19 protein-coding genes and 1 pseudogene are annotated in these 19,438 nt (G+C 58.9%); 17 read left to right on the top strand and 3 right to left on the bottom strand.

The window, feature by feature from the left end; genetic code table 11:
• Positions 1-15 precede the first annotated feature (15 nt).
• From ACP4CD_RS11805 to ACP4CD_RS11820, 4 genes are all read left to right on the top strand, one after another.
• Positions 16-615, top strand: a complete 600-nt coding sequence (locus ACP4CD_RS11805; RefSeq protein ID WP_064024225.1) for an FMN-dependent NADH-azoreductase — start codon at positions 16-18, stop codon at positions 613-615.
• Between the two features lie 313 nt (positions 616-928).
• A complete protein-coding gene (locus ACP4CD_RS11810; RefSeq protein WP_426991075.1) occupies positions 929-1,792 on the top strand; it encodes a pirin family protein in 864 nt (287 codons plus the stop codon).
• 389 nt (positions 1,793-2,181) lie between these two features.
• Positions 2,182-3,753, top strand: a complete 1,572-nt coding sequence (locus ACP4CD_RS11815; protein ID WP_313728825.1) for an alkaline phosphatase D family protein — start codon at positions 2,182-2,184, stop codon at positions 3,751-3,753.
• Positions 3,754-3,793: 40 nt separating this feature from the next.
• The gene (locus ACP4CD_RS11820) at positions 3,794-5,035 is read left to right on the top strand and encodes a glycerophosphodiester phosphodiesterase (protein WP_426991076.1); all 1,242 of its coding nucleotides are present in this window, start codon (positions 3,794-3,796) and stop codon (positions 5,033-5,035) included.
• A gap of 214 nt (positions 5,036-5,249) precedes the next feature.
• On the opposite strand, the gene ACP4CD_RS11825 is transcribed toward ACP4CD_RS11820, so the two are convergent.
• Entirely contained in the window at positions 5,250-6,038 is a 789-nt protein-coding gene (locus ACP4CD_RS11825) for a PEP-CTERM/exosortase system-associated acyltransferase (protein ID WP_426991077.1), read from the bottom strand.
• A 273-nt stretch (positions 6,039-6,311) separates the two neighbouring features.
• Between ACP4CD_RS11825 and ACP4CD_RS11830 the strand changes: the two genes are divergently transcribed.
• The gene (locus ACP4CD_RS11830) at positions 6,312-7,622 is read left to right on the top strand and encodes a D-alanyl-D-alanine carboxypeptidase family protein (RefSeq protein WP_426994675.1); all 1,311 of its coding nucleotides are present in this window, start codon (positions 6,312-6,314) and stop codon (positions 7,620-7,622) included.
• Between the two features lie 38 nt (positions 7,623-7,660).
• On the opposite strand, the gene ACP4CD_RS11835 is transcribed toward ACP4CD_RS11830, so the two are convergent.
• The gene (locus ACP4CD_RS11835; RefSeq protein WP_426991078.1) at positions 7,661-7,903 is read right to left on the bottom strand and encodes a SlyX family protein; all 243 of its coding nucleotides are present in this window, start codon (positions 7,901-7,903) and stop codon (positions 7,661-7,663) included.
• Positions 7,904-7,992: 89 nt separating this feature from the next.
• Between ACP4CD_RS11835 and ACP4CD_RS11840 the strand changes: the two are divergent.
• The 4 genes and pseudogenes from ACP4CD_RS11840 to ACP4CD_RS11855 all read left to right on the top strand — a co-directional run.
• Positions 7,993-8,286 (top strand): annotated as a pseudogene (locus tag ACP4CD_RS11840) (DUF6763 family protein); the annotation flags it as partial.
• A gap of 21 nt (positions 8,287-8,307) precedes the next feature.
• A complete protein-coding gene (locus ACP4CD_RS11845; RefSeq protein WP_426994676.1) occupies positions 8,308-9,156 on the top strand; it encodes an ATPase in 849 nt (282 codons plus the stop codon).
• 13 nt (positions 9,157-9,169) lie between these two features.
• Positions 9,170-10,234, top strand: a complete 1,065-nt coding sequence (gene metA / locus ACP4CD_RS11850) for a homoserine O-succinyltransferase MetA (protein WP_426991079.1) — start codon at positions 9,170-9,172, stop codon at positions 10,232-10,234.
• The gene (locus tag ACP4CD_RS11855; RefSeq protein ID WP_426991080.1) at positions 10,234-10,698 is read left to right on the top strand and encodes a nucleoside deaminase; all 465 of its coding nucleotides are present in this window, start codon (positions 10,234-10,236) and stop codon (positions 10,696-10,698) included. The genes metA and ACP4CD_RS11855 overlap by 1 nt, the downstream gene beginning before the upstream one ends.
• On the opposite strand, the gene ACP4CD_RS11860 is transcribed toward ACP4CD_RS11855, so the two are convergent.
• Positions 10,692-11,138, bottom strand: coding sequence for a hypothetical protein (locus ACP4CD_RS11860; RefSeq protein ID WP_064024245.1), 447 nt, complete (start codon positions 11,136-11,138; stop codon positions 10,692-10,694). The two genes, ACP4CD_RS11855 and ACP4CD_RS11860, sit on opposite strands and share 7 nt — an antisense overlap.
• A gap of 214 nt (positions 11,139-11,352) precedes the next feature.
• Between ACP4CD_RS11860 and hslV the strand changes: the two genes are divergently transcribed.
• The 8 genes from hslV (at position 11,353) to eutC (ending at position 19,237) form a co-directional block, all read left to right on the top strand.
• Complete coding sequence (gene hslV, locus ACP4CD_RS11865) at positions 11,353-11,922, top strand: ATP-dependent protease subunit HslV (protein WP_071154817.1); 570 nt, start codon at positions 11,353-11,355, stop codon at positions 11,920-11,922.
• Positions 11,919-13,238 carry an ATP-dependent protease ATPase subunit HslU gene (gene hslU, locus ACP4CD_RS11870; RefSeq protein ID WP_426991081.1) on the top strand — a complete coding sequence of 440 codons (1,320 nt, stop codon included), beginning with the start codon at positions 11,919-11,921 and terminating at the stop codon, positions 13,236-13,238. The genes hslV and hslU overlap by 4 nt, the downstream gene beginning before the upstream one ends.
• 3 nt (positions 13,239-13,241) lie before the next feature.
• Positions 13,242-13,631, top strand: coding sequence for a gamma-butyrobetaine hydroxylase-like domain-containing protein (locus ACP4CD_RS11875; protein WP_064024251.1), 390 nt, complete (start codon positions 13,242-13,244; stop codon positions 13,629-13,631).
• Positions 13,632-13,639: 8 nt separating this feature from the next.
• On the top strand, positions 13,640-14,389 hold the full coding sequence (ubiE, locus tag ACP4CD_RS11880) for a bifunctional demethylmenaquinone methyltransferase/2-methoxy-6-polyprenyl-1,4-benzoquinol methylase UbiE (RefSeq protein ID WP_064024253.1): 750 nt from the start codon (positions 13,640-13,642) through the stop codon (positions 14,387-14,389).
• A gap of 72 nt (positions 14,390-14,461) precedes the next feature.
• The gene (locus ACP4CD_RS11885; RefSeq protein ID WP_426991082.1) at positions 14,462-15,106 is read left to right on the top strand and encodes a ubiquinone biosynthesis accessory factor UbiJ; all 645 of its coding nucleotides are present in this window, start codon (positions 14,462-14,464) and stop codon (positions 15,104-15,106) included.
• Positions 15,107-15,117: 11 nt separating this feature from the next.
• Positions 15,118-16,686: a ubiquinone biosynthesis regulatory protein kinase UbiB gene (ubiB, locus tag ACP4CD_RS11890; protein ID WP_426991083.1), complete on the top strand. Its 1,569-nt coding sequence runs from the start codon at positions 15,118-15,120 to the stop codon at positions 16,684-16,686.
• Between the two features lie 398 nt (positions 16,687-17,084).
• Positions 17,085-18,464 carry an ethanolamine ammonia-lyase subunit EutB gene (locus tag ACP4CD_RS11895; protein ID WP_426991084.1) on the top strand — a complete coding sequence of 460 codons (1,380 nt, stop codon included), beginning with the start codon at positions 17,085-17,087 and terminating at the stop codon, positions 18,462-18,464.
• Positions 18,461-19,237: an ethanolamine ammonia-lyase subunit EutC gene (eutC, locus tag ACP4CD_RS11900; RefSeq protein ID WP_426991085.1), complete on the top strand. Its 777-nt coding sequence runs from the start codon at positions 18,461-18,463 to the stop codon at positions 19,235-19,237. The genes ACP4CD_RS11895 and eutC overlap by 4 nt, the downstream gene beginning before the upstream one ends.
• Positions 19,238-19,438: the final 201 nt, after the last annotated feature.

Raw genomic sequence — 19,438 nt, forward strand, 5'->3', positions numbered from 1 at the left:
TTTAGGAGACCAACGATGAACCTTCTGCAAATCAACACCAGCATTCGCGGCGAACAAAGCCACTCCAGCCATTTGGCGACACTATTGACTGAAAAGCTACAAGCCGCCTACCCTGATTCCGAGTTGATTAAACGCGACTTGGCGCAATCCGCTCCACCGCTGTTGGACGGCGCGGCCCTCGGCGTGTTGTTCACGCCGGCCGAACAGCGCGACGCCGAACAGCAGGCCTTGGCGGAACGTTTCGACGCCTTGATAGACGAAATCCAACAAGCCGACCGTATCGTGCTGGGCGTTCCGATGTACAACTTCGGGATTCCCGCCCAGCTCAAAGCCTGGTTCGATGCCATTGCCCGCGCCGACCTGACGTTTCGTTACACCGAGTCCGGCCCGGAAGGCTTGTTGCGCGGCAAAAAGGTTTATTTAACCTTAACTTATGGCGGACAACACAGCGACACTCCCTTGGATACGATGACGCCCTACCTGCAAACGATGCTGGGCTTTTTGGGCATGACCGATCTGACTTTCATCCATGCCGAAGGTCTGGCAAGAAGCGGCGATGTCGCCGAACTGGCCTTGCGGCAAGCCGAGCTGGAAATTGCCGCGCTGGAAATATGACCGGCGCCCCCCATCCTGCGGCGAGTTCCAAATCCGTCACCCCCTCGAGGATTTGCCCTGTCGATGATTGAACCGACCGGCATGTTCCCTTCGACTCCGCTCAGGGAACGCTTCGGCTCCGCTCGGGGAACGCCCCGCTCTGCTCAGGGAAACGCCACGCTTGGATCAAGGGAACGCCACGCTTGGATCAAGGGAACGCCACGCTTGGATCAAGGGAACGCCCCGCTGGGATCAGGAACCGTGCCGATGCCGCTCGGTCCCCGCGCGACGCCGAAGGGACCTTAAACACGCCCAATTAAAATGAGATCAACCGATGAGCCCAACATCCGCTTCCACCGTAAATCACTCCCGGACTATCGAACAATTAGTCACCGGGCTTAACACAACCGACGGCGCCGGCGTCCAACTGACGCGGCTGATACCGCCAAGTTTACAAAAACGGCTGGACCCGTTTCTATTGCTGGACGCCTTTGGCAGCAACAACCCCGGCGATTATGTCGCCGGCTTCCCCAGCCACCCGCATCGCGGCTTCGAAACTCTGACCTATTTGCTGGCCGGGCGCATGCGGCATAGCGACAATGCCGGCCACGCCGGGCTATTGGAGACTGGCGGGATACAATGGATGACCGCCGGACGCGGGATTATCCATTCGGAAATGCCGGAGCAGAAAGACGGTTTGTTGGCAGGCTTTCAACTGTGGATCAATCTGCCGGCCGCGCACAAAATGCAGGCCCCCAGCTACCTCGACGTGCAAAGCCCGGCGATACCGGAACTCGAGCTGCCGAACGGCGGCCTGCTCCGCGTGATTGCCGGCGCCAGTCACGGCGTGGCTGGCGCGATACAACGGCCGGTCACCGAACCGTTGTTTCTGGATCTGCACTTGCCGGCCGGCGACGCATTCAGCCAAGCGCTGCCGCCCGACCGCAATGCCTTTATCTACGTTTATCGCGGCGAGCTGACGGTCGGCGGGCGCAAGCTCGCGGCTCGGCAATTGGCGGTGTTAAATAATCGGTCGGAAAGCGACGGCGTAGTGATGATCGCCGAACAGGACAGCCAAGCCATACTGATCGCCGGCCGGCCGCTGCGCGAACCGATTGTGCAGCGCGGCCCGTTCGTGATGAACAGCGAGGCCGAAATTCTGCAAGCGATAGACGACTACCAAAACGGCCGCTTGTAAACCGGGGACCGGTCCCACCGGAACGCGGCCGCAACGTCTTCAGTAAACCGACCGCGCCGCAAGCCCAAACCTTCGCGCCAAACGCACGCGCGAAAGAAACGACACGGCGAGTGCATTCCGCCTGTGTCCTGCAACGCAAAGCCTCACTCCTGCTCATTCCGCCCGGCAGCAACAGCCGGGCGGGCTTAACGGCGCATTCGATGCGTCTGCCACGACTTCGCCACAGCACAAATCCGCGCGACGAACGACCGATAAAAACGACATTCCAAATCCCTCCCACCACCCGATTCCGCCGATTCGCTCGAAAAATCAAGCGGCTCCGCTTAATCATCCTGTCATTTTGCGCTGCCTATAATCCCAGCCTCCTCTACCCAGCCCTGGAATTAAGCATGCGTAAATTAAGCAGATTTACCCGTATCGCCGGCCAATCGGCGCTGCTGGCGGCCATTGCCGCTTTAACAAACCCGGCTTGCGCGGTGGACGCCCCGCAAATGCCGCAAGGCATCCAATTCGGCGATCCGCTGCCGGGCAGAACCGTGGTGTGGAGCCGTGCCGACCGCCCGGCCCGGATGTTCGTGCAATATGCATTCGATGCCGACTTCACCAATCCGGTAACGATTCGCGGCCCTTATGCGACGCCTGAATCCGATTTCACCGCCCGCCAGGATTTGGTCGATCTGCCGGCCGGCCAAGACGTTTACGTCAAGGTCTGGTTCGAAGACTTGACCAACGCTCGCAATGCCAGCGCGGCGGTGACCGGGCATTTCCACACGATCGGTAAACGCGACAACATCCGCTTTGTGTGGGGCGGCGACATCGCCGGCCAGGGCTGGGGCATCAACGAAAGTTTCGGCGGCATGAAAATCTACGAAGCGATGCGTAAAGTCCAACCGCAATTCTTCATTGAAAGCGGCGACAGCGTGTATTCCGACGGCCCGATTAAAGAAAGCGTGGTCGCCGAGAACGGCCAGGTCTGGACCAATCTGGTCACGCCGGAAGTGTCCAAAGTGGCCGAAACGCTGGACGAGTTTCGCGGCCGTTACAAATACAATCTGCTGGACGCCAATCTGCGCCGCTTTAACGCCGAAGTACCGCAAATCTGGCAATGGGACGACCACGAAGTGGTCAACAACTGGTCGGATGCCAAGGACCTGAGCAACGACGCGCGCTATACCATCAAGGATATTCCGACCCTGATCGCCCACGCCACCCAAGCCTTCCACGAATACGCGCCGCTACGCCCGCACGGTGCGGAAGAATCCGACCGGGTTTACCGGAAATTGTCTTACGGCAAGTTGCTGGAGGTGTTCGTCTTGGACATGCGCAGCTACCGTGGTCCGAACACCGCCAATCTGCAAACCTCCGAAAGCGAGGAAACCGCATTCCTGGGCGAGGAACAACTGGCTCGTCTGGAAGAAGCCTTGGCCAGCTCCGACGCCACCTGGAAAATCATTTCGGCCGACATGCCGATCGGCTTGAACATCGGCGACGGTAGCTTGCCGGACGGCACGCCGCGCTGGGAAGCGGTCGCCAACGGCAACAACGGTCCGGCCGCCGGCCGCGAGCTGGAAATCGCCCGCTTGCTGAGCTTTATCAAACACGCCCACGTCAAAAACGTGGTGTGGCTGACCGCCGACGTGCATTACGCCGCCGCGCACTATTACGACCCCAGCAAGGCCGCCAGCAAGGATTTCGCGCCGTTCTGGGAATTCGTCGCCGGCCCGCTGAACGCCGGCTCATTCGGACCGAACGGCACCGACGGCACCTTCGGCCCGCAAGTGGTGTTCAGCAAGGCGCCACCGGCCGGCCAAGTCAACTTGTCCCCGTACGCCGGCTTGCAGTTCTTCGGTCAAGTCGATATCGACCAACGCAGCCGAGCCTTGCGGGTGGCGTTGAAAGACATCAACGGCGCGACGGTGTTCAGCAAAGTACTGCCCGCCGACGGCGAACGCCGCGATTAATTTCCTAGGAAGCTCACCTTTCCTTAACTAAGGAGCCAACATGTTTAAAATGCTTTACAACCTGCCGGCGGCGGCCGTTTCCCTGGCTATATTGACTGGGCCCGGCACCGCCGCCGCCCATTCCTATCATCGAGATCACGGCACCATGCAAACCAGCCCTCTCGTCATCGGCCATCGCGGTGCCGCCGGTTACCGGCCGGAGCACACATTGGCGGGCTATACGCTGGCAATCGAGATGGGCGTCGATTTCATCGAGCCCGATTTGGTGTTGACCAAGGACGGCCAGATGATCGCCCGCCACGAACCGATGATAGGCGGCACCACCGACGTGGCCAATCACCCGGAATTCGCCGGCCGCAAAACCAAGCGGATGGTGGATGGTGTCGAATACGAAGACTGGTTTGCCAGCGATTTTACGTTGGCGGAGATCAAAACCCTGCGCGCCAAAGAGCGTTTGCCGCTGCAGCGGCCTGCCAACACCGCCTACGACGGCCTGTATGAAATTCCGACACTGGAAGAAGTCATCGCGCTGGCCAAGCAAAAAAGCCGAGAAACCGGCCGGACCATCGGCATTTATCCGGAAATCAAACATTCCACCTATCACGCCGACTTGAAAGCCGCCAACCGCCGGCCGCTGTTCGGCCGGAATTTCTTCGAAAACAAGTTGTTGGCCAAATTGCACGCCGCCTACGACGATAGCGCCTGCGCGCCGGTGTTCATCCAATCCTTCGAAGTCGGCAATCTGCAATATCTGAGCAGGAAAACCGACATTCGCTTGGTGCAGTTGATCGACGCCGACGATGTCAATGCCGATGGTTCGCTGTCGCTGGTTCCGCCTTACAAACAGCCTTACGATTTCGTCAAAGCCGGCGACCCGCGCACTTTTGCGGATTTGTTAAGCGAAACCGGCCTGGATTTCGTTAAGTCCTATGCCGACGCAATCGGCCCATGGAAACCTTATCTGGTGAAAACGGTGGCCGATGGCGTGGACCGTACCGGCGACGGTAGCATAGACCTTCACGACCGCCGAGTGGACGGCAGTACCGGCGTACTGGAAATGGCGCACGACAAGGGTTTGCAGGTGCATAGCTGGACCTTCCGCAACGACTCCGGCGGTTACGGTTTCGCGGACCCGCAACAGGAAATGAGCTACTACTTCGATTTAGGCGTGGATGGCTTGTTCACCGACTTCCCGGACACCGGCGTGGCGGCTCGCGATGCCTCGGCAAACACCGACTCGACCTTTAGTCAATGCCGCCGCGGCCGGCATCGCGAGGATTGATTCCGCTTGACCACGGTTTCGCCAAGCCGGCGGTGGTTGATACGGAAAAGCCAGGCGCGCAAACCCAGTTTGCACGTCTGGCGCCCTGTTTGCCGAATGGCTCGAGCAAGCCGGAACGCTCAAGGACTAACGCCGTGACTAGCGCTGCGGCACTCTTCTATCGATGATCGGCAACCGAGCTGCCGGTCTATCGATTTCCGCCGTTATAGTTTTTCTAATAGCGCGGCTGAATATAGGAAACCGAACCGATCTGGCGTAGCGGCCTGCGCAGATAACCATAGGCGGCGAATTCGTCGTTCAGCTCGGAGTAGCGCAGAAAATCGCGCTTGTAGTCGTGTTCCCATATCGGGTTTTTCAGGATATGCGCCACGCTCAATCGATACGCGGTACGCACGCCGTTCAACCCGCAAGGTTCGGCGATCTGAGTCATTTCGAAGCCTTCGCGCTTGACCGCATGCGCCAACGACGGCGTGACCAGGATGTACCAGTCTCTGATTCCGGTTTGCCGGCAATACACGACGGCCGCCCGATATAAACCCCACATCACGCTACGGCTCAAGTTTTTATAATCTTGCAGGAAACTGACACGCCGATCGACTTCGCCGTTGGCCAACACCTTGGCCGGCCGCCTGTGCAAGTTTAAGCGCCGGGCTTCCCGCAGCACGCACAGCCTGGAAATTTCCACCGAGTTGCGGTATTGATTCGCCGACAGAGGCTGGTAGGGCGTGCAGCGATCCTCGAGCGGAAACCGATAGCCTCTCGGCTTGACCAACCGCATGGCTCCCAGCCAACAGCCGCTATCGCGATGGCGGACCAAAAAATGGACGGCGTTTTCATCCCAATAATCCTTCTCCAATCTATCGGGAAACCGCTCCTTGTCTTCGTAGCCCATTTCATCGCAATACACCCGAAACCGGAGGTTGTAATGGATTTCCAGACTCTCGGGCGTATCAGCCAGAAACACATCAAAACTATTGTCAAAATAACGTTTTTCTTCAATCAAGCGACACCATCCCGACGACTATAGATCCCTTGCTGCCCAGACTGTTTGTCAAATAGCAGCCCCGAGCTTAGATAATATAACAATTTTAAGCATTTACAAACCGCAATTGCCCTTTTGTTCAAGCAAAAAACCGGCTAAGCTTGCCCAAAAAAATTCCAGAATATTTGGTCACCGATTCGAAAATAAGCCTTTTTTGAAAGCGATTATTCTGATTAAATAATCCAGTCAAAACCTTACACCACCTACTTGGAGCAAAGTAAGAACTTGAGTACCGTGCCGCGCCTAAACCTAGCCCTCGCCTCAATCGCCTGCCTGCTGCTGCACGGTTCGCCGGCCGCCGCCCGTTACGCGGCCATTGTCATCGATGCCGATACGGGCAGAGTCGTTCACGAAACCGACTCCACGCATCGCTGGTATCCTGCCTCGCTGACCAAGGTCATGACGATTTACATGACGTTCTCGGCGATAGAATCCGGTCACCTGCACCTGAACGACACGGTCACGGTATCCCGACACGCTTCGCTGCAACCCAGCTCCAAGTTGGGCTTGCGCCAAGGCCAAAACCTGACCGTCGAGCAGGCCATCATGGCGGTAACGACCCGCTCGGCCAACGACGCGGCGGTGGTGCTGGCAGAGCATCTGGGCGGTACCGAAAGCAATTTCGCGGCGATGATGACCCAAACGGCGCATCGGCTGGGCATGTATAACAGTTCGTTTCAGAACGCCAGCGGCCTGCCGGACGACGGCCAGATCAGCAGCGCTCGCGATTTAGCCTTGTTGTCCGCCGCATTGATCCGCGATTTTCCGCAGTATTACCGTTTTTTCTCGGCGACCGAATTTCGCTACAAGGGTCGAGTGCTGCCGAATACCAACCGCATTCTGAAAAGCTATCCGGATGCCGACGGCCTGAAGACCGGTTTTACTTGCGGCTCCGGGTACAACCTGATCGCCTCGGCCAAACGCAACGGCCATCGCTTGATAGGCGTGTTGTTGGGGGCGCACAGTAGTGCCGAACGCTTTCAACAAATGGAAAACCTGCTGGACCTGGGCTTTACCAACAGTGCCAGCGGCTTGTACGGCAGCCACATCAGCCAATTGCAAGACGGCAGCGGCGCGCCGCCGCCGTTCCAGTTGTCCTCTAATCGTTGCGCCGGTAGCGCGGAACAAATGGGCGCCGACTCCGGCAGCAACCGTTACGAGCCGATTCGGATCAATCCCGGCCATTCGGAACGCGGCAAGGCCGTTAAGGAAATCCGCGCGGCCAGCGTCAAAAGCCATTCCAGCGAGCGCGCCTGGTCGGTCGCGATGGGCAATTTCGCGCGCAAGATCGACGCCGACGTCAATCTGAAACGCGCCAGAAGCGCGCTCGGCCCACTAGCCAAAGCCGGCCAAGCTCGTATCGTCCGCCAAAAATTCAAGGGCGGCGTGTTTTGGAAAACCGTTTGGACCGGGCTGGCGCAAGACGACAGCCGCGATTTCTGCCGGCGACTGCATTCTAAAAATCTGGATTGCACCGCATTGCCGCCATCCGCCAAATCGGTCGCTAGCGCCGAAACGCCGCGTCGGCGCGTCAAGACCGGCTAAACGGCGGGAAGCACAAGCCCGGCCGGATGCCGGCCGGTTCAATAATGCGGCGGACGCTCGTCCGCCTGCGCTCCGCCGCCATCGTTAATGGCATGTCCCAGGCTTTTGATCTTGTCGTGCAATAACTTGCAAGTTTCTTCCAGTTTGCCGATCTGGATTTGTTGACCGGCCACCACCTGATTCAATGCCTGTATCAGGTCTTCCTGATACGCCTGCTTGATCTCCAATTCGATGATTCTATCCACGTTCATGACCTGTACCGACCAAGAGTAAATCGCCATTCTAACCGAATTCGCCGGCGACTCGGCTCGCACAGTCTCGGCAAACTCGCTATCATTGGGCGGGTAAACCACTTAGCGAGGACGCAACGATGACTACTATCGCAGACCCGGTGATCGGCCGTTGGTATAAAGACTTGGAAAGCAACCTCACCTTCAAGGTCGTCGCCATCGAAGGCAACGACGACAACATCGAAGTCCAATACGCCAATGGCGATCTGGGCGAATACGACAACGAAAGTTGGTACAACTCGACGATAGACTATATCGAAGACCCCGAAGATTGGAGCGCGCCGTTCGACGATCTGGAAGCCGACGATCTCGGCTATACCGATCCCGATCGCCACGCCCGCCCGGACTCGGAAGATTTGGATATCAGCGATTTTTGGATTAAGCAATCACCTTTTATGAAAATGACCGCCCAACAATTCTTGGACTGGGAATCCAAGAGCATCACGCTGCTGGCCATGTCCGGCGCGGGCAAGACTACCTTGTCCAACAAACTGCCCAAGGACAAATGGTTCCACTATTCCGGGGATTACCGGATCGGCACCAAGTACTTGGAAGAACCCATCCTGGACAACATCAAACAGCAGGCGATGGGCGTGCCGTTTTTGCGCGAGCTGCTTAAATCGGACTCGATCTACATCTGCAACAATATTACCGTCGATAATCTGGCGCCGGTATCGAGTTTCCTGGGCAAAATCGGCGATCCGGCCAAGGGCGGCCTGACGCTGGCCGAATTCAAGCGCCGCCAGGCACTACACCATCAGGCCGAAATCGCGGCGATGAACGACGTGCCGGATTTCATTCATAAGGCCGAAGCGATTTACGGCTACAAACATTTTTTGAACGACGCAGGCGGTAGCGTCTGCGAACTCGATTGCCCCGAGGTTCTCGAAACGCTGGCCGAGCACACGCTGATCGTTTACATCCAGATTCCGCCGGCGCTGGAACAAACCATCATCGACCGCGCCAAGCAAGATCCGAAACCGCTCTACTACCGCCCCGAATTCGTCGATGCCAAGCTGGCGCGATTCATGAACGAACGCGGTTACGCCTCGACCGACCAAATTCCGCCGGACGACTTCGTCACTTGGGTATTTCCGGAGCTGTTCAAGGCCCGCGTGCCGCGCTACGAAGCGATTGCCGCCCAATACGGCTACACGGTCAGCGCCGACGAAACGGCCCGGATTCAAAGCGAGCAAGATTTCATCGAATTGATCGCCGCGGCCATCGACCGCCAGAGCTCATGAGGCCTCTACCGCGATGCCGTTAGTTGCCCATACCGATTTGCCGACCTTCGGCCGTCTGCGCGACGAAGGCGAAGAAATCCTCAGTCCGGCGCGCGCGCTAGGCCAATCCATCCGCGAATTGCATATCGGCCTGCTCAACATCATGCCCGACGCGGCGCTGGAAGCCACCGAACGCCAGTTTTTCCGGCTGGTCGGCGCTTGTAATCAGATTGCCCAATTTCACGTTCATCCATTCACGATTGCCGGCCTCGAACGCGGCCCTGAAGCGCTGGCTCATATCGAGCGCTATTACGAATCCTTCGAGCAAATCAAACGCGACGGCCTGGATGCATTGATCATCAGCGGCGCCACTGTCACCCATGACCGTGTGCAAGACGAAGTGTTTTGGGGGCCGTTGACTGAAATTTTCGCGTGGGCCAACCAAAATGTTACGTCAATATTGTGTTCTTGTCAGGCGACCCACGCACTGATTCAGCATTGCTACGGCGTGGAACGCACCCGCTTACCGGCCAAACGCTGGGGCGTGTTCTCGCATAAGGTCGTCGACCGCCGCCATCCGTTGGTGGCCGAAATCAACACCCGCTTCGACGTACCGCACTCGCGCTACAACGAAGTCTTTCAAGCGGACATGGCAAAACACGGATTGAAAGTGTTGGTGGCCAGCGATCAGGCGGGCGTACATCTGGCGGTCAGTCCGGACGGCTTCCGTATCGTATTCTTCCAAGGCCATCCGGAATACGACGACATCAGCCTGCTGAAGGAATACAAGCGCGAGGTACTGCGGTTTTACCGAGCAGAACGCGACGATTACCCGCCGTTTCCGGAAAACTACTTCGACCCTGCGACGCAACGCCTACTGTCCGAGTACGAAGCGGAGGTCAAGGCCGCCCGGCACGGCGCCACACCGCTAAAAGCCCTGCCCGAGGAGGAGATACTCGGCCATTTGGACATTACGTGGCGCGACTCCGCCAAGGCGGTGTTCAACAATTGGCTGGGCAAGGTTTACCAAATCACCAACGAAGACCGGCGTTTGCCGTTCATGACCGGCATCGACCCGGACAACCCGTTGGGCCTCTAATGGACGCCGGCTTTTTACAGCAAGCGGTGGATTTGGCCACCGCGAATGTCGAACAAGGCGGCGGACCGTTCGGCGCGCTGATCGTCCGGGACGGCCGAGTTATCGCCGCCAGCGGCAATCGGGTGACCGCCGACCTGGACCCGAGCGCTCACGCCGAAGTCGCGGCAATCCGTCTGGCCTGCCGAGCGCTCGGCGACTTTCAACTGACCGACTGCACGCTCTACACCAGTTGCGAACCCTGTCCGATGTGCTTGGGCGCGATTTATTGGGCGCGACTAAAGGCGGTGTATTACGCCAGCGACCGCCACGACGCGGCCCAAGCCGGTTTCGACGACGGCTTTATCTACGACGAAATCGGCAAGGCCGCCGAGCACCGCCGAATCGCAATGCGCCGACTGCCGCTGGCGGAACCGGATCTGCCGTTCCGCCGTTGGCAGGCCAAAACCGACAAAATCCGCTATTGAGCGGCCGGCGCCACCGCCGTTTTCGCGGGCGCCTCGGCCCCCTTGATTTTCAGCAGCCAACCATCCTGACCCAGGCAACCGCTAGCGATGGTCTTGCTTTCGGCGGCTTTCGCGGTGACGTGTATCCTGGCAAACCCGCCGCTCAGCGCCGGTAAAGTCGTATTGACCAGATAGAAGGTCTTTTTATTGACAACATCCACTTTCATTTTCTCGCCACGTGCCTCGGCGGTGATCGTAAACGGGTCGGCGTTGGGCGAAACGTGAAACGACAACGGCACGCCCGGTGCCACTTCCGCCATGTGCGCGGGCTCGAAGTCCCGAAATTTGGGTTTTTTACATTGCTGTTTTTCTTCTTCGTCTGGCGTTACCGCCGCTACCGCGCCCGAAAAGAACACCGCGCACAGCAAGGCCGCGCGTTTCCAGCCTGATGAACCTCTCATGTTGATCCCCTTGTTGTTATTCTAATGATCGAAAGCCGTCCCGGCCGCCGCTCTACGGCAGCGTTATCGGCACCACCTATCCGGCCGCCTCACTTTAATCAGTTTCGCCCGATAGTTCAACGCTTGGCCGGCCGGCGAGCCCCAGCAAACTTCTCCCCATCGCAATGCAGAACATGTAAAATCCTCGGCTTTCCCCGTTCCGTTGATTGAAAACATGACGAGTTTCGAAGGTACCACCATATTGTCCGTGCGGCGCGGCGACAAAGTCGTGATCGGCGGCGACGGCCAGGTCACGCTGGGCAACACCGTGATGAAGGCCAACGCCCGCAAGGTGCGCCGGCTTTACCACGACAAGGTGATAGGCGGTTTTGCCGGTGCCACCGCCGACGCCTTTACCCTGTTCGAACATTTCGAAGGCAAACTGGAAAAACACCGGGGCAATCTGACCCGCGCCGCCGTCGAAATGGCCAAGGATTGGCGCACCGATCGGGCGCTGCGCAAGTTGGAAGCCCTGCTGATCATCGCCGACAGCAAGACCACCTTGGTCATTTCCGGCACCGGCGACGTGATCGAGCCGGAATACGATTTCATCGCGATCGGCTCCGGCGGCGCGTTCGCGCAAAGCGCGGCCCGCGCCTTGTACGAAAACACCGAACTCGGCGCCCGCGACATCGTCGAAAAGTCGCTGCACATCGCCGCCGACATCTGCATCTACACCAACCACAATTTACGCATCGAAGAATTGGACGCCGAAGCCAAACCGGCGGAGCAAGAACAACCATGAGTCAAATGACCCCAAGAGAAATCGTCAGCGAACTGGACAAGCACATCGTCGGCCAGGCCGACGCCAAGCGCTCGGTCGCTATCGCGCTACGCAACCGCTGGCGCCGCGGCCAGGTAGATGCCGGCATGCGCGAGGAAATCACTCCGAAGAACATTCTGATGATAGGCCCCACTGGCGTCGGCAAGACCGAAATCGCCCGCCGCCTAGCCCGCTTGGCCAACGCCCCCTTCATTAAAATAGAAGCCACCAAGTTTACCGAGGTCGGTTACGTCGGCCGCGACGTGGAATCCATCATCCGCGATCTGGTGGACACCGCCGTCAAAATGACTCGCGTCGCGGCAATGGAAAAAGTGCAAAACCGCGCCGCCGACGCCGCCGAAGACAAGGTGCTGGACATTCTGCTGCCGCGCGCCGAGGGCGGCATGCTGTCGGAAACCGAGGAATCCACCCGCCAGAAAATGCGTAAAAAACTGCGCGAAGGCGATCTCGACGACAAGGAAATTCAAGTCGATGTCGCGGCGCCGTCGGTGGGTGTCGAGATCATGGCGCCGCCGGGCATGGAAGAAATGACCAATCAGTTACAGGGCATGTTTCAAAACCTGAACAGCGGCCGCACCAAGACCCGCAAATTGAAAATCAAGGACGCGCTGAAACTGCTACAGGAAGAAGAAGCCGGCAAACTGGTCAACGAGGAAGACATCAAGCAAACGGCGCTACAAGCCGTCGAGCAAAACGGCATCGTGTTTCTGGACGAGATCGACAAGATTTGCAAACGGGGCGAAATCGGCGGCGGCGAAGTCTCTCGCGAAGGCGTGCAGCGCGACTTGTTGCCGCTGGTCGAAGGCAGCACGGTCAGCACCAAATACGGCATGATCAAGACCGACCACGTGCTGTTCATCGCATCCGGAGCCTTTCATTTGACCAAACCGTCAGACCTGATTCCAGAGTTGCAAGGCCGTTTTCCGATCCGGGTCGAACTGAGCGCGCTTAGCGCCGAAGACTTCGTCCGCATCCTGACCGAGCCCAACGCCTCGCTGACCGAGCAATATCAGGCGCTACTCAAAACCGAAGGCGTGGACGTGCAATTTACCGCCGACGGCATCCGCCGCATCGCCGAACTGGGCTGGCAGGTCAACGAAAAAACCGAGAACATCGGCGCCCGCCGCTTGCACACAATCTTGGAGAAGTTGCTGGAGGACGTGTCCTTCAACGCCCCGGACCTGTTGGAGAAAACCGTGACCATCGACGCCACCTACGTCAACGCCCATTTGCTGGAACTGGCCGACGACGAAGACCTCAGCCGCTACATCTTATAAGCCATGCGTATCGAAATTCCGCCCTGCCACCACGTCCCGACCGAAATCAAGCTGCACCAGGTCTCGGGTATACTGGAAATCCATTTCGACGACGGCAGCATCTTCGAAATGCCGGCCGAATACCTGCGCGTCTACACCCAGTCGGCCGAAGCCGTCGGTCACGGCCCCGGCCAGGAAACCCTGCAAACAGGCAAGGAGGACGTTGCCATCACCGACATCCTGCCGGTCGGCAATTACGCGGTCAAACTGGTGTTCAGCGACGGCCACGATACCGGCATTTACAGTTGGGACTTGTTGTACAAACTGGGTTCGGACTTTCCGCTGCTCTGGTCGCAATATCTCGAAGAACTCCAAGCCGCCGGCATTAGCCGCCGCTCGCCCATTACTCATTAAACGCCACCATGACTAACGACAACACTACCCATTTCGGCTTCAAACAAGTACCGGTCTCGGAAAAAGTCGCGATGGTACGCGGCGTGTTCGATTCGGTCGCCAACAACTACGATCTGATGAACGATCTGATGTCGTTCGGCATTCACCGGATCTGGAAGCGGGTCGCGGTACAACTGGCCAATGTGCGCGAAGGCGATAAAATACTGGATCTGGCCGGCGGCACCGGCGATTTGACGATGCTGTACGAGAAACGGGTCGGCGCCAAGGGCCAAGTGGTATTGGCCGACATCAACGCCGAGATGCTGCGCAACGGTCGCGAACGCCTGGTCAACAAAGGTCTGGCCGGCAATATCCGTTACGCCCAGGTCAACGCCGAATGCCTGCCCTTCGCCGACAATACCTTCGATTGCGTGACGATAGGTTTTGGCTTGCGCAACGTCACCGACAAGGACGCCGCGCTGCGTTCGATGTACCGAGTCTTGAAACCGGGCGGCCGGGTCATCGTGCTGGAATTTTCCCATCCGACCGATCCGATTACCGAAAAGGTTTACGACTTTTATTCGTTCAATCTGCTGCCCAAAATCGGCGCGGTCGTCGCCAAGGACGAGGAAAGCTACCGCTATCTGGCCGAATCCATCCGGATGCACCCGAAGCAGGACGAACTAAAACAAATGATGGAAAACGCCGGCCTGGAGCGCTGCGAATATTTCAATATGACCCAGGGTATCGTCGCGGTGCACCGGGGCTACAAATTTTAAGCGCCGCGGCTTCCATCGCCCCCGGATGGTAGCGCGCGATTGTCCGCAACAGCTCCGATCGACGAACGGCTAATGGCGAACGATTTTCTGCAAGTCAACCCCCTGCTGGTAGCCGCGCTGGAAACCGCGTTGAACCAGTATCTGGTGCTGGACGACCACCTCGAAGACTATCTGGCGCCGATGGCCGGCAAGGTCATCGCGTTGCGCATTCAGCCCTTCGGCGCCGAACTGTTCCTGTGTCCCGGCACCCGGCGCATCCAGATTCTGGAGAGTTACGCCGGGGAACCCGATGCCAGTTTGAGCGGCTCGCTGGCCGCTCTGGGCCTGATGGGCTTGAGCGCCACGCCCATGCGCTCGCTGTTTCGCGGCGAAGTCAAACTGGCCGGCGATACCCAACTGGCCCGCAAGCTGCAGCGCTTGTTCGAAAAGCTGGACATCGCCTGGGAAGCCAAGTTGGCCCGCTACGCCGGCGCCGACCTGGCCCACCGCCTGGCCGGCTGGGTGCGCGGCGGCCGCGCCTGGTCGCGGCATGGCCTTACCACGTTTAAACTCAATCTGGAGGAATTTCTCCAGGAAGAAACCCGCGAACTGCCCGCCAAACCGGAAGCCGAGCAAGTCTTTCAACGGATAGACGAACTCCGGCAGGATGCCGATAGACTGACCGCTCGCCTCGACCGGCTGGCCGCCGCCCTCACTCCACCCACCGAACCCCGTTAAAAGGACTGCTTGTGATTCGTCCCAAAACCTTGATGCGCCTGATTCATATCAATTGGGTGATGATGTTCCACGGTCTGGACGAAATCGTGCTGAAAACCCGCTTGTTCCGGGCCATCCGCTTTCTGGCCTATTGCTCGCCCAACTACTGGCTGGGCCGCACCACGCTGCCGCGCGGCGTCCGCATCCGCAAAACCCTGGAAGACCTGGGGCCGATCTACGTCAAATTCGGCCAAACCCTGTCCACCCGCAAAGACTTGCTGCCGGAAGACATCGCCGAGGAGCTGGTCAAGCTCCAGGATAAGGTGCCGCCCTTTCCGGCCGAAACGGCCCGGAAAATCATCGAGCAGCAACTCGGCCAAACCCTGGGCGAAGCCTTCGCCGAATTCAATCCGACGCCGCTGGCCTCGGCCTCGGTCGCCCAAGTTCATACCGCGCAATTGCACAGCGGCGAGCAAGTCATCGTCAAGGTGTTGCGCCCGGACATCGCCGGCAAGATTCATTCGGACGTCGCGCTGTTATTCGAATTCGCCAAACTGGCCGAGCGCTTCTGGCCGGATGCCCGCCGCCTGCGCGCCGTCGAAATCGTCGCCGAGTTCGAGAAAACCATACTCGACGAACTGGACCTGGTCCGCGAAGCCGCCAACGCCAGCGCGATCCGCAGCAATTTCAAAAACTCCGAGTTGCTCTACATCCCGGAAATCCACTGGCCGCTGACCCGCCGCAAAGTGCTGGTGATGGAACGCATCTACGGTATTCCGGTCGGCGACATCGACGCCTTGCGCGAAGGCCAAGCCGATTTCAAGAAACTGGCGGAACGGGGCGTCGAAATCTTCTTTACTCAGGTATTCCGCGACAATTTCTTTCATGCCGACATGCACCCCGGCAATATTTTCGTGCAACTGCCGGACAAATACCTGGCGGTCGATTTCGGCATCGTCGGCAGCCTGTCGGATTCCGATCAGCGTTATCTGGCCGAGAATTTCCTGGCCTTTTTCAACCACGATTACCGGCGGGTCGCGCAAATGCACATCGAGTCGGGCTGGGTGCCGAGCACGACTCGGGTCGAGGAATTCGAGGCAGCCATCCGCGCCGTCTGCGAACCCATCTTCGAAAAGCCGTTGAAAGACATCTCCTTCGGCCTGCTGTTGCTCAGACTGTTCCAGACCGCCCGCCGCTTCGATATGCTGGTTCAACCGCAATTGGTGCTGCTGCAAAAAACCTTGCTGAACATCGAAGGCCTGGGCCGGCAGCTCTACCCGGAGCTGGACCTGTGGCAAACAGCGAAACCCTTCCTGGAGAATTGGTTCAAGGAACGGATGGGACCCGCCGCCAAGCTCAAGGAACTGCTGGGCAAACTCCCGGAAATCACCGAGCAACTGCCGGAAATCCCGGCCCTGGTGTTGCACGCATTGCAGAGCACCGCCCAGATGCAGCAACAAATCCAGCACCACCAGCGCGAAATGGTCTTGCTGCGCAAACAGCTCAAATCCAACAATCGCCGTTCGCTCTGGGCCATTTTGACCGCCGCCGCGATGATCAGCGCCGCGCTGATCCTCCAATTGCCCGGTCTCAACTACTGACCGCAATCCGCGTCCGACACCGCGTAACTCCCACTGAAGAAGGGTGTCGTAAAAGCCCCTCTCCTTGCGGGAGAGGGGTTGGGGTGAGGGGAAATATCAAGGTAAGGCATTGAATTTATCCCCCTCACCCTGCCCTCTCCCGCGAGGAGAAGGTTCTGTTTCGACTTTTACGACACCCTCTGAAGTGGAAGCTGGATTTTTTATTCACCGGGTAAGTGAGTGTGTTTTGGGCGGTTCGTGTTGAGCAAAGTCGAAACATGGACGGCCCAAAACACGTGACAACGACTCTTTTTGAGATACCCCAGTTTGCGGCAAGCATGCGCTCGCCAGTGTCACGAATCGGTCATAAAACCGGCTTATGCTCGCAGTCCAATCTTCAATCAATTTTCGCTCGCGGAATGCCCTACTCGACCGCCGTTAACGGCCGCTTCTTTCAATTTGCGAATCTGCGGGTGTTGATGGCAAAGGCATCGCCACGCCGAGCAGCCGACGAACTGGCCGTATTGGCCGCCGATTCCGAGATCGAACGGGCCGCCGCCCAGCGTTGTCTGGCCGAGGTCGCGCTGCAACGCTTCTTAGAAGAGCCTCTGATCGACCCGGAATACGACGAAGTATCGCGCCTGATCCTGGATCGCCACGACCAGCGCGCATTTGCGCCGGTCGCCGGTTTGTCGGTCGGCGAATTCCGCGATTGGCTGCTGACCGGTCAAACCGACTTGGCGGCCCTGGCGCCCGGATTGACGCCGGAAATGGTCGCCGCGGTCAGCAAAATCATGCGCAATCAGGATCTGATCGCGGTCGCCCGCCGCTGCCGGGTGGTTAGTCGGTTTCGTAACACCTTGGGACTGCCGGGTCGGCTATCCACCCGGCTGCAGCCGAACCATCCGACCGACGACGCGCGCGGCATCGCCGCCAGCATTCTCGACGGCTTGCTGTACGGCAGCGGCGACGCGGTAATCGGCATCAATCCGGCCACCGACAGCCTGGACAACGTCCGCGCCTTGCTCGAGATGCTCGACGGCATCATCCAGCGTTACGCGATCCCGACCCAGGCCTGCGTGTTGGCCCATGTCACCACCACGATGGAGCTAATGCGGCGCGGCGCACCGGTCGATCTGGTGTTTCAATCGATCGCCGGCACCGAGGCCGCCAATCGCAGCTTCGGTGTGGATTTGGGGCTGTTGAGCGAAGCCAAGGCGATGGCCGACGAGCAACGGCGCGGCAGCGTCGGCAGCCAGTTAATGTATTTCGAGACCGGCCAAGGCAGCGCGCTGTCCGCCGGCGCCCATCACGGCGTCGATGCGCAAACCTGCGAAGCCCGCGCCTACGCGGTTGCCCGCGAGTTCGATCCGCTGCTGGTCAATTCGGTGGTCGGCTTCATCGGCCCGGAATACCTGTACGACGGCAAACAGATTATCCGCGCCGGTCTGGAAGACCATTTTTGCGGCAAACTGCTCGGCCTACCGATGGGATGCGACATTTGCTACACCAATCATGCCGAGGCGGACCAGGACGACATGGATACCTTGCTGACCTTGCTCGGCGTCGCCGGCTGCCATTTCGTGATGGGCGTACCCGGCGCCGACGACGTGATGCTGGCCTACCAAAGCACCTCGTTCCACGACGCGCTGTATCTGCGCGAAGCGCTGGGCCTGCGCCCCGCACCGGAATTCGAGGCCTGGCTGGAAAACCAGGGCATCTTCGACAACAACCGCCTGACCGGCCGGCGCGAGGCGTCCCGGCTGCTCGGCCAATTTCGTGGCGAACTGACGGCATGAGCGATCCCTGGCTGGAACTGCGCCGTTACACCCAAGCTCGCATCGCATTGGGCCGGGCCGGCTGCGCGCTGCCGACCTCGGCGCAACTGGAATTCAACGCTGCTCACGCCGCGGCTCGGGACGCGGTGCATCAACCGTGGGCGGTTCGCGCCTGTGCCGATGCAGTCGCCGATGCCGGCTGGCCGGTTTTGGTACTGAACACGCCGCTTGCGGATCGCGCTCAATATTTGCGCCGACCGGACTTGGGCCGACGCTTGACCGAGAATAGCCGCGCCCAACTCGCGACTCTGAACCCGACCGTCTCCGATGTCGCGCTGATCGTCAGCAACGGTCTGTCTTCGACTGCGGTCGAACGCCACGGCTTCGGCTTATTGCAAGCGGTGACGGCCGCTTACCGCGCTTGCGGCCTGACCCTGGGTCCGATTTGTCTAGTGCCGGAAGCCCGCGTCGCCGTCGCCGACGAAATCGGCGAACTGCTGCAAGCCAAACTCGCCGTCATCATCGTCGGCGAACGCCCCGGCTTAAGCGCCGCCGACAGCTTGGGCATTTACCTGACCCACGCGCCGCGCCTCGGCAATACCGACGCCGACCGCAATTGCCTATCCAACATCCGCCCGCCGCAGGGCCTGGCTTACGAAGCCGCCGCGATCAAACTGGCTTATCTGAGCGCGCAAGCGCTACGGCGCGGACTTTCCGGCGTGGCCTTGAAAGACGACATGCCGAGCGACTGGTTGCCGGCCAGCAAGGACGCCAACAGCTTGGACTGGTTTTAAGTGTATGGAGCCGACAGATCCGCTTGGTTTGAATTCGATGCAACCTGGAAAAATACCGGCTATTTGCATTCTAAGCTTGCAAATTAGAACCTACCTAATTTTTAAATATCGCCGTAGTAAGCAAAACTTTGTTGGATTAGTAATGCTTCCAAACAGCCATTATGTGCAAAAGTTGGATGGAGCAAGGGCCGGAATTGGCAA

Origin of the sequence: Methylomonas stagni (genome assembly GCF_050154735.1) — a bacterium.
In the GTDB taxonomy this organism is placed as follows: domain Bacteria; phylum Pseudomonadota; class Gammaproteobacteria; order Methylococcales; family Methylomonadaceae; genus Methylomonas; species Methylomonas koyamae_A.